The sequence below is a fragment of the Streptomyces katrae genome, from assembly GCF_000966975.1.
Lineage (GTDB): Bacteria > Actinomycetota > Actinomycetes > Streptomycetales > Streptomycetaceae > Streptomyces > Streptomyces katrae.
The window spans coordinates 1-9865 of sequence record NZ_JZWV01000526.1; the positions used below are offsets into that span (position 1 = coordinate 1).

Genomic DNA, 9865 nt, shown 5'->3' on the forward strand with positions numbered 1-9865 from the left:
CCCGGACGGCCCTGCTGCGCTGCTGCGGCAGCGGCCGCTGGGCCCAGCGGGTGGCCGACCACCGCCCCTACCCGGACGCCGCGTCCCTGCTGGCGGCGGCCGACGAGGCGGCGTACGACATGTCCCAGGGCGACCTCACCGAGGCACTGGCCCGGGAGTCCTCGGCCGAGCTGGGCCACGGGGCGCCCTACGCGGCACTGGTGGCGCTGGACGCGGCCCGGGCCGAGTACGAGCGCACCTTCGGGCACGCCTTCGTGATCTGCCTGGACGGCCATCCGCCCGAGGAGCAGATAAGCCAGCTGCTGGCCGCCATCCGCCGGAGGATGGCTCACGAGATCGACGAGGAGCGCTCGATCGCCGCCGACGAACTGCGGCTGGTCGCCCGCTCCCGGCTGCTGTGTCTGCTCGACCGGCTCGCGGGCGTGCACCGGGAAGGTCCCGGTGACGGGCTTTCGGCGGCCGATTTCGGACTGTTTGCCCCTGTGGGATAGGCCGTCCGTGCCTGTTTGATCACACCAGTGGACCCCGCGCGAGGGAACCGACGAAGCGTCGCTACGATGTCCGGGGCCGGTGGACCGTACCCGGCCGGGCCCGACCGACAAAGAAGCCGGCTGGCCCCCGCCCCGCTTCCGGAGGGTTTTCCGTGCCGGCTGGAACGTTGTACCGCGGCCGGGAAGGAATGTGGTCCTGGGTGGCTCATCGAGTCACCGGCGTCCTCATTTTCTTCTTCCTGTTCGTACACGTCCTCGACACCGCACTCGTCCGCGTCTCCCCTGAGGCGTACGACGATGTCGTGGCTACCTACAAGACTCCGATCGTCGCGCTGCTGGAGTACGGCCTCGTCGCCGCAATCCTGTTCCACGCGCTCAACGGTCTCCGTGTCATCGCCGTGGACTTCTGGTCCAAGGGCCCCCGCTACCAGAAGCAGATGCTCTGGAGTGTCGTGGGCATCTGGATCGTGCTGATGGCCGGGGCCGTGTACCCCGTCCTCGGCCACGCCTACCGCGTTCTGTTCGGGGAGTGACACGCATGTCTTCTGACACTTCTTCCGCCCAGGCGATCGGCTCCGTCGAGGGGGTCTCCCTCTACGACGCCGACAACCCGGCGCCCTACATCGAGGCCCCGCGCAAGCGGACCGGCAAGACGCCGCGCTCGACCCGCGGCAACTTCGAGATGGCCGCGTGGCTCTTCATGCGCCTCTCGGGCATCGTGCTGGTCGTCCTGGTCATCGGCCACCTGCTGATCCAGCTCGTGCTGGACGGCGGCGTGTCGAAGGTCGGCTTCGCCTTCGTCGCCGGCCGCTGGGCCTCCCCGTTCTGGCAGGTCTGGGACCTGCTGATGCTGTGGCTGGCCATGCTGCACGGCGCCAACGGCCTGCGTACCGTGATCAACGACTACGCGGAGCGCGCCAACACGCGGCTGTGGCTGAAGGGCCTGCTCTACACCGCCACGGTGTTCACCATCCTTCTGGGCACGCTGGTGATCTTCACCTTCGACCCGAACATCCGCTAGGCAACGGGGCTGAGGCGAAACAGATGAAGATCCACAAGTACGACACCGTCATCGTCGGCGCCGGTGGCGCGGGCATGCGCGCCGCCATCGAGGCGACGAAGCGCAGCCGCACCGCCGTGCTGACGAAGCTCTACCCCACCCGCTCCCACACGGGCGCCGCGCAGGGCGGCATGGCCGCCGCGCTGGCCAACGTGGAGGACGACAACTGGGAGTGGCACACCTTCGACACGGTCAAGGGCGGTGACTACCTGGTCGACCAGGACGCCGCCGAGATCCTGGCGAAGGAGGCCATCGACGCGGTCCTCGACCTCGAGAAGATGGGCCTGCCGTTCAACCGCACCCCGGACGGCACCATCGACCAGCGCCGCTTCGGCGGTCACTCCCGCAACCACGGCGAGGCGCCGGTCCGCCGGTCCTGCTACGCCGCGGACCGCACCGGCCACATGATCCTCCAGACGCTGTACCAGAACTGCGTCAAGGAGGGCGTGGAGTTCTTCAACGAGTTCTACGTCCTGGACCAGCTGCTGGTCGAGGTCGACGGCGTGAAGAAGTCCGCGGGTGTGGTCGCGTACGAGCTCGCCACCGGTGAGATCCACGTCTTCCAGGCCAAGGCGGTCATCTACGCCTCCGGCGGCACCGGCAAGTTCTTCAAGGTGACCTCCAACGCGCACACCCTGACGGGTGACGGCCAGGCGGCCTGCTACCGTCGTGGCCTGCCGCTGGAGGACATGGAGTTCTTCCAGTTCCACCCGACGGGCATCTGGCGCATGGGCATCCTGCTGACGGAGGGCGCCCGTGGTGAGGGCGGCATCCTCCGCAACAAGGACGGCGAGCGCTTCATGGAGAAGTACGCGCCGGTCATGAAGGACCTCGCGTCCCGTGACGTCGTCTCGCGCTCCATCTACACCGAGATCCGTGAGGGCCGCGGCTGCGGTCCGGCCGGTGACCACGTGTACCTGGACCTGACGCACCTCCCGCCGGAGCAGCTGGACGCGAAGCTCCCGGACATCACGGAGTTCGCGCGCACCTACCTCGGCATCGAGCCCTACACGGACCCGATCCCGATCCAGCCCACCGCGCACTACGCCATGGGCGGCATCCCGACCAACGTCGAGGGTGAGGTCCTGGCGGACAACACCACCGTCGTCCCCGGCCTGTACGCGGCCGGCGAGGTCGCGTGCGTGTCGGTGCACGGCGCCAACCGCCTGGGCACCAACTCGCTGCTCGACATCAACGTCTTCGGCAAGCGCTCCGGCATCGCCGCGGCCAAGTACGCCGCCGAGAACGACTACGTCGAGCTGCCGGAGAACCCGGCGCAGCAGGTCGCCGACCTGGTCGAGCACCTGCGCAACTCCACGGGCACGGAGCGGGTCGCCGACCTGCGCCTGGAGCTCCAGGAGACGATGGACGCGAACGTGATGGTGTTCCGCACGGAGCAGACCATCAAGACCGCGGTCGAGAAGATCGCGGAGCTGCGCGAGCGCTACAAGAACGTGTCCGTCCAGGACAAGGGCAAGCGGTTCAACACGGACCTGCTGGAGGCCATCGAGCTGGGCAACCTGCTCGACCTGGCCGAGGTCATGGCCGTTTCCGCCCTGGCGCGCAAGGAGTCCCGCGGCGGTCACTACCGCGAGGACTACCCGAACCGCGACGACGTCAACTTCATGCGCCACACCATGGCGTACCGCGAGGTCGGCGCCGACGGCAAGGACTCCGTCCGCCTGGACTACAAGCCCGTCGTCGTCACCCGCTACCAGCCGATGGAGCGTAAGTACTGATGGCCACCCCGACCCTGGACAAGATGGAGGCGGCGGCCGCCGCCTCGCCGTACATCACGGTCACCTTCCGGATCCGCCGCTACAACCCCGAGGTCTCGGCCGAGGCGGAGTGGCAGGACTTCCAGATCGAGATCGACCCGAAGGAGCGCGTGCTCGACGGTCTCCACAAGATCAAGTGGGACCTCGACGGCACGCTGACCTTCCGCCGCTCCTGCGCGCACGGCATCTGCGGCTCCGACGCGATGCGGATCAACGGCAAGAACAGGCTCGCCTGCAAGACGCTGATCAAGGACATCAACCCGGAGAAGCCCATCACGGTCGAGGCCATCAAGGGCCTCACGGTGATGAAGGACCTCGTGGTCGACATGGAGCCCTTCTTCCAGGCGTACCGGGACGTCATGCCGTTCCTGGTCACCAAGGGCAACGAGCCGACCCGTGAGCGCCTGCAGTCCGCCGAGGACCGCGAGCGCTTCGACGACACCACCAAGTGCATCCTGTGCGCCGCGTGCACGTCCTCGTGCCCGGTGTTCTGGAACGACGGCCAGTACTTCGGCCCGGCGGCGATCGTCAACGCCCACCGCTTCATCTTCGACTCGCGTGACGAGGCCGGCGAGCAGCGGCTGGAGATCCTGAACGACAAGGACGGCGTGTGGCGCTGCCGCACGACCTTCAACTGCACCGACGCGTGCCCCCGCGGCATCGAGGTCACGAAGGCGATCCAGGAAGTCAAGCGTGCCCTGATCACGCGTCGCTTCTGACCGGTCCGGTCCACGCCCGCGGCCCGTACCCCTTCCCGGGGTGCGGGCCGCGGGCGTTTCCTCCGGTGTCACCCCCTCGGACCTTCCGGCGCGCCGGGGCGGGCGGGCGCGGCTAGCCTCCGGAGCGGGAGGGGTTCCGCTCCGAGCCAGGGAGGCACCCGTGCGCCGTCGTCGTGTGAAGCCCGCGCTGCTGGTGCTCCCGCTGATGCTCGGGGCCTCCCTGCTGTCCGGGTGCGGCTCGACGCCGGCGGCGGGTGACGAGGCGGACTGTCCTGCCGGTCAGGTCTCCCGGGGCGGTGTCTGCCTGCCGCGGGACGCGGCCGCCTTCGCCCGGGCGCAGGTCCAGGGGTCGCTGACGAAGTCCAAGCTGACCGCGTCCATGGCCGAGGTGTGGACCGGCGGCGAGCGGGTCGCCTCCGTCGCGGCCGGGGAGTCCATGACCGGGATCCCCGCCACCCCGGACATGCGGTTCCGCAACGGGGCCGTCGCGATCCCGTACCTGACGACCGCGCTGCTCAAGCTGGTGGACGAGGGGCGGGTGTCCCTCGACGACAGCATCTCCCGCTGGCGGCCCGACCTGCCGCACGCGGACGCGATCACGCTGCGGATGCTGGCCTCCACCACCTCCGGCTACGCCGATTACGTCCGGGACCCGAAGTTCATCGCCACCCTGTACGCGAACCCGTTCCGGCAGTGGACGCCGCAGGAGCTCGTGAAGATGTCCGTGGACCGGCCGCTGGTGCGGGAGCCCGGCTCGGGCTTCGCGTACTCGCACGCCAACTGGCAGATCCTGGGCGACGTCATCGCCCGGGTCCGGGACAGACCGCTGGGCGAGGTGATGCGCGAGGAGATCATCGAACCGCTGGGGCTGACGGGGACCTCGAACCCGTCCACCGCCGAGATCCCCGCCCCGGTCCTGCACGCCTTCGACAACGAGCGCAAGGTGTTCGAGGACTCCACGTACTGGGACCCATCCTGGACGATCGCGCCGGGGGCGGTGATGACGTCCACGATGGCGGACATGGCGAAGTCCTTCGCGGCGATCGGCGAGGGCAGGCTGCTGACCCCCGAGTCCCACAAGGCGCAGCTCACACCGGTCGCGACGGTCGAGCCGGGCACCTCCTACGCCCTGGGGCTGGTCGTACGGAACGGCTGGATCCTGCAGAACCCGTCCTTCGCCGGGTACGCGGCGACCGTGGCCTACCTGCCGGCGAAGAAGCTCGCGATCGCGACCGTGACCACCCAGGGCAAGGGCAGCACCGTCCAGAACGCGAGCACGGACGTGCTCGTGGCGCTGGCGAACCACCTCGCGCCCGACCACCCGCTGACGCTCCGCCGGTCGGGGTGAGGCTCCCCCGCGCCAAAGGCTTGAACGTGTTCAAAAGAAGGTCTACAGTCGGAGACATCAGCAGTTGAACATGTTCAAGGAGGCTGGGGCAATGGACCTCACCGTGGTCGCGTACGTCATCTACCTGGTCATCAGCATCGGGCTCACCGTCTGGGTGGCCCGCACCCTCAGCCGCAACGGGCGGATCTTCATCGCCGACGTGCTGCAGGGCAACGAGAAGCTCGCCGAAGCCGTCAACCACCTCCTGGTGGTCGGGTTCTACCTCGTGAACATCGGCTTCGTGACCCTCTACCTGCGCTCGGCGGACACGATCCTGGAGGCGCGGGGGCTCTTCGAGGCCCTGTCGGTGAAGCTCGGCGTCGTCCTGCTGGTCCTCGGCGTCATGCACCTGGGCAACGTGTGGGTGCTCAACCGGATGCGCCGCCGCGGGATCATGGAGCGGCAGGCCCCGCAGCTGCCACCGGTGCCGCCCCTCCCCCCGCAGGGGTGGACCGCTCCGGCCGGTGCCTGAGCCATGGCCGAGCAGGCTCCCGTCCGGTACCTGACCGTCCTCTACGACCGCGACTGCCCGGTGTGCGTACGCATCCGGAACTGGCTGACCGGGCAGCGCCAGCTGGTCCCGCTGCGGATGGTGCCGGCCGCGTCCGCCCAGGCCTGGCGGCGGTTCCCGAAGCTCGAACACGCCCGCACGCTCCGCGAGATCACCGTGGTCGGGGACGGCGGGCAGGTCTGGCGGGGCACGGACGCCTTCGTCATGTGCCTCTGGGCGCTGGCCGCGTACCGGGCCAAGGCCGAGTGGCTGGCCACCCCGGCCGGCCGGCCCTTCGCGAAGGCCGCGATGCACACGGCCGCCGCCGTCCGGCACGCGGTCCGTACCAAGTCCGAAGCGGAGCCCGGGGAACCGGCCTGTGACGACCACTGCGCGGCTCCCCGATAAGGTCGGACACCGTGACAGATCAGAAGGCGCCCAAGAGCGAGCAGACCCGCACGCTCATCCTCGAGACCGCGCTCCGGCTTTTCCAGGAACGCGGGTTCGACAAGACGACCATGCGGGCCATCGCCAAGGAGGCGGGGGTCTCAGTCGGCAACGCGTACTACTACTACGAGTCCAAGGAACACCTGGTCCAGGGGTTCTACGACCGGATCAGCGCCGCCCACCAGGCAGCGGTCCGGCCGATCCTGGACCAGGAGACCGACCTGCAGAAGCGGCTCGCCGGAGTACTGACGAGCTGGCTGGACATCGCGGCGCCGTACCACGAGTTCGCCTCCCAGTTCTTCAAGAACGCGGCGGATCCGGAGAGTCCGCTCAGTCCCTTCTCCCCGGAATCGGAACCGGCGCGGCAGGCGGCCATCGCCATCCACCGCGAGGTGCTGGCGGGGGCCAAGACCAAGGTGCCGGCCGAGCTGGCCGACCTGCTGCCGGAGCTGATGTGGCTCTCGCAGATGGGCCTCGTCCTGTACTGGGTCTTCGACCGCTCCCCGGAGAGCGAGAAGACCCGGCGGCTCGCCGAGCGGGGCGCGCAGCTGACCACCCGGGGCATCGTCCTGGCCCGGTTCCGGGTGCTGCGGCCGCTGGTGCGGGAACTGCACGAGCTGTTCGCGGACTTTCTGCCGGGCATGGCCCAGACGGCGGTGTCGCGGGGCGGGAAGCGGGCCTCGGACCCGGCGAAGGCCCCGGAGCCCGAGGAGGGCTGACGCCGGCGCCGGCCGGGCCGCCGCGGGCCCTGTCCGGAAGGCGCGGGCGGGGACGAGGGACGGCGGAGCTCCGCTGGAGCGGCGGCTCGTCCCCGCGGGTGGTGGGTATGGCCCTGGGATGAGCAACGTAAGCCCCGCCAAGGGGTATTCACGCGACAGCCGCTACATCACCACCCGTATCACCGCGGACGGGCGCGACGGTTTTCCGGTGGAGCCCGGCCGCTACCGCCTCGTGGTGAGCCGCGCCTGCCCCTGGGCGCACCGCACGGTGATCTTCCGGCGGCTCCTGGGGCTGGAGAAGGCCCTGCCCATGGCCATCGCCGGGCCGACGCACGACAAGCGCAGCTGGACCTTCGACCTCGACCCGGGCGGCCGTGACCCGGTGCTCGGGATAGAGCGCCTCCAGGAGGCGTTCCTCGCCCGCGACCCCGCGTACGACCGGGGCATCACGGTGCCCGCGATCGTGGACGTGCCGAGCGGTGCCGTGGTCACCAACGACTACGCGCAGCTGACCCTCGACCTGTCGCTGGAGTGGGCGGCGTACCACCGCGACGGCGCCCCCGACCTGTACCCGGCCGAGCTGCGGCCGGAGATCGACGCGATCGGCGAGGAGATCTACGCGGACGTCAACGACGGCGTCTACCGCACCGGGTTCGCCAAGTCGCAGGAGGCGTACGAGGAGGCGTACGGGCGTCTCTTCGCCCGCCTCGACCGGCTCTCCGAGCGGCTGGAGCACTCCCGCTACCTGGTCGGCGACACGATCACCGAGGCGGACGTGCGGCTGTTCACCTCGCTGGTGCGCTTCGACGCCGTCTACCACGGCCACTTCAAGTGCAACCGGCACAAGCTCACGGAGATGCCGGTGCTGTGGGCGTACGCCCGGGACCTGTTCCAGACGCCGGGCTTCGGGGACACCGTCGACTTCGGCCACATCAAGCAGCACTTCTACGTGGTCCACGGGCACATCAACCCGACCGGGATCGTCCCCGCCGGCCCCGACCCCGCGGGCTGGCTCACCCCGCACGGCCGGGAGGCCCTGGGCGGGCGCCCCTTCGGGGACGGCACCCCGCCCGGGCCCCCCTCCCCCGCCGAGACCGTCCCGCCCCTCCTCGTTCCGTCCCGCCCCTGAACCGGCCGCGCGGGCGGGAGGCGCACTGGCCGCCCCCCGTCCGCCATACGGCCTAGAGCCAGTTGAGCTCCCACAGGCGCCACACGCCGGTGCCGTCGGAGAGGTACTGCAGGCCGGTGACGGCCTCGCGGGAGAGGACGTAGTCCTTCTTCTGCCAGATCGGCAGCAGCGGGATCTGCTGGGAGACCACGCGCTGGAGCTCGTGGAAGTCGTTGGAGGCCTCGCCGCGGGCCTGGAAGGACTGGGTGCGGGTGATGAGGTCCTCTACGGCCTTGTCGGAGAAGCCGTTGTTCATGCTGGAGTCCTTGCCGACCAGCGGGGCGAGGAAGTTGTCCGCGTCCGGGAAGTCGGCGATCCAGCCGATCGTGTAGGCATCGAACTGGCCCGCCGCGTACGCCTTCTGGAAGTCCTCCCAGGCGTCGACCGGCTTGATCTGCAGCTGGAACAGGCCGGTCGACTCCAGCTGCCGCTTGATCTCCTCGGCCTCGGCCACGTTCGCGCCGCGCACGTTGACCCCGAGGGTGAGGGACACCGGCGTGGGGATCCCCGCGTCCGTCAGTAGCTTGCGGGCGACCGCGCCGCTGGGCGAGGGGTAGGTGTCGAAGAAGGGCGTGCTGTGCCCGGCGATGCCCGCGGGGACCAGGGAGTACAGCGGGGTGACCGTGCCCTTGTAGACATCTGTGGCGATCTTGGACCGGTCCAGGGCGGCGGCCATCGCCTGGCGGACGGCCGGCTTCTGGACCGCGGAGCCGGGGCGGACGTTGAAGACGACGTGCCGGGTCTCGGTGCCGCCGGAGGCCTGGTAGCGGGTGTCCTTCAGGCCCGGGTTGAGGCCCGCGAGCACCGCCGGGGGCATGTCGCGGTGCGCCACCTCGATCTGGTGGTCCCGCCAGGCCTGGTCCAGCTGGGCCGAGTCCTTGAAGTAGCGGACCGTGACGGCGCTCCGGGCGGGCTTGGCCTGCCCCTTGTACGCCGGGTTGGGCTTGAGCTCGGCCGTCGAACGGGCCTTGTAGCCGGTCAGCGTGAACGGGCCCGAGCCGTCGGCCTTGCCGTCCTGGCGCAGCGCCTTGGCCGGGTACTGCTCCTTGTCCACGATGGAGGCGGCACCCGTCGCGATCTTGAACGGGAAGGTGGCGTCGGGGGCGGTCAGGTTGAAGGTGACGGCGCGGCCCTCGGCCTTGACCGACTCCAGGGTGTTGAAGAGCGGGGCCGGGCCCTGGTCGGAGTTGATCTGCTTGATGCGGTCGAAGGAGAACTTCACGTCCTCGGCGGTGACCTGGCGGCCGCTGCTGAAGGTGAGGTCCGGGCGCAGCTCGCACCGGTAGGTGGTCAGCTTCTGCCCGACGAAGGCGCAGGAGGACGCGGCGTCCGGGACGGGGGTGTCGGCGCCGGGCTTGATGGTCAGCAGCGACTGGAAGACGTTGCTGTACAGGGCCCAGGAGCCGGCGTCGTAGGCGCCGGCCGGGTCCAGGGCGGACACGGCGTCGGTGGTCCCGACCCGGATGGTGCCATGGCCCGATGCGTCCAGGGGCAGCAGCTGCCAGGCGGCCACCCCGCCCGCCGCGGCGAGGACCAGCCCAGCCGCGATGACCCTCGTGCGGACAGACCCCATCGCCATCCCCAGCCCCCCCGAATCCCCGTCATG

The 9865-nt window shown here is 70.0% G+C and carries 11 protein-coding genes; 10 read left to right on the forward strand and 1 reads right to left on the reverse strand.

The genetic code is table 11. From position 1 onward, the window contains the following. Nucleotides 1–11 precede the first annotated feature (11 nt). The 10 genes from VR44_RS19130 (at nucleotide 12) to VR44_RS19175 (ending at nucleotide 8220) form a co-directional block, all read left to right on the forward strand. Nucleotides 12–491 (forward strand): 2-oxo-4-hydroxy-4-carboxy-5-ureidoimidazoline decarboxylase, encoded by a 480-nt coding sequence (locus VR44_RS19130; protein WP_094191751.1) that lies wholly within the window; start codon nucleotides 12–14, stop codon nucleotides 489–491. A 152-nt stretch (nucleotides 492–643) separates the two neighbouring features. Then, nucleotides 644–1024, forward strand: coding sequence for a succinate dehydrogenase, cytochrome b556 subunit (gene sdhC / locus VR44_RS19135; RefSeq protein ID WP_094191750.1), 381 nt, complete (start codon nucleotides 644–646; stop codon nucleotides 1022–1024). Between the two features lie 5 nt (nucleotides 1025–1029). Continuing rightward, a complete protein-coding gene (locus VR44_RS19140) occupies nucleotides 1030–1512 on the forward strand; it encodes a succinate dehydrogenase hydrophobic membrane anchor subunit (RefSeq protein WP_045948761.1) in 483 nt (160 codons plus the stop codon). 23 nt (nucleotides 1513–1535) lie between these two features. Beyond that, nucleotides 1536–3290 carry a succinate dehydrogenase flavoprotein subunit gene (gene sdhA / locus VR44_RS19145; RefSeq protein WP_045948762.1) on the forward strand — a complete coding sequence of 585 codons (1755 nt, stop codon included), beginning with the start codon at nucleotides 1536–1538 and terminating at the stop codon, nucleotides 3288–3290. Next, nucleotides 3290–4048 (forward strand): succinate dehydrogenase iron-sulfur subunit, encoded by a 759-nt coding sequence (locus VR44_RS19150; protein ID WP_007266035.1) that lies wholly within the window; start codon nucleotides 3290–3292, stop codon nucleotides 4046–4048. Before sdhA ends, VR44_RS19150 begins: the two co-directional genes overlap by 1 nt. Before the next feature lie 160 nt (nucleotides 4049–4208). After that, entirely contained in the window at nucleotides 4209–5396 is a 1188-nt protein-coding gene (locus VR44_RS19155; RefSeq protein ID WP_157880352.1) for a serine hydrolase domain-containing protein, read from the forward strand. Between the two features lie 91 nt (nucleotides 5397–5487). Then, the gene (locus VR44_RS19160; protein WP_045948763.1) at nucleotides 5488–5907 is read left to right on the forward strand and encodes a hypothetical protein; all 420 of its coding nucleotides are present in this window, start codon (nucleotides 5488–5490) and stop codon (nucleotides 5905–5907) included. A gap of 3 nt (nucleotides 5908–5910) precedes the next feature. Further along, nucleotides 5911–6333 carry a thiol-disulfide oxidoreductase DCC family protein gene (locus tag VR44_RS19165; protein WP_045948764.1) on the forward strand — a complete coding sequence of 141 codons (423 nt, stop codon included), beginning with the start codon at nucleotides 5911–5913 and terminating at the stop codon, nucleotides 6331–6333. An 11-nt stretch (nucleotides 6334–6344) separates the two neighbouring features. After that, nucleotides 6345–7091, forward strand: coding sequence for a TetR/AcrR family transcriptional regulator (locus VR44_RS19170; RefSeq protein WP_052713705.1), 747 nt, complete (start codon nucleotides 6345–6347; stop codon nucleotides 7089–7091). A gap of 118 nt (nucleotides 7092–7209) precedes the next feature. Continuing rightward, nucleotides 7210–8220 carry a glutathione S-transferase family protein gene (locus tag VR44_RS19175; protein ID WP_045948766.1) on the forward strand — a complete coding sequence of 337 codons (1011 nt, stop codon included), beginning with the start codon at nucleotides 7210–7212 and terminating at the stop codon, nucleotides 8218–8220. Between the two features lie 52 nt (nucleotides 8221–8272). On the opposite strand, the gene VR44_RS19180 is transcribed toward VR44_RS19175, so the two are convergent. Next, nucleotides 8273–9832, reverse strand: a complete 1560-nt coding sequence (locus VR44_RS19180) for an ABC transporter substrate-binding protein (protein WP_045948769.1) — start codon at nucleotides 9830–9832, stop codon at nucleotides 8273–8275. Between the last annotated feature and the right edge of the window lie 33 nt (nucleotides 9833–9865).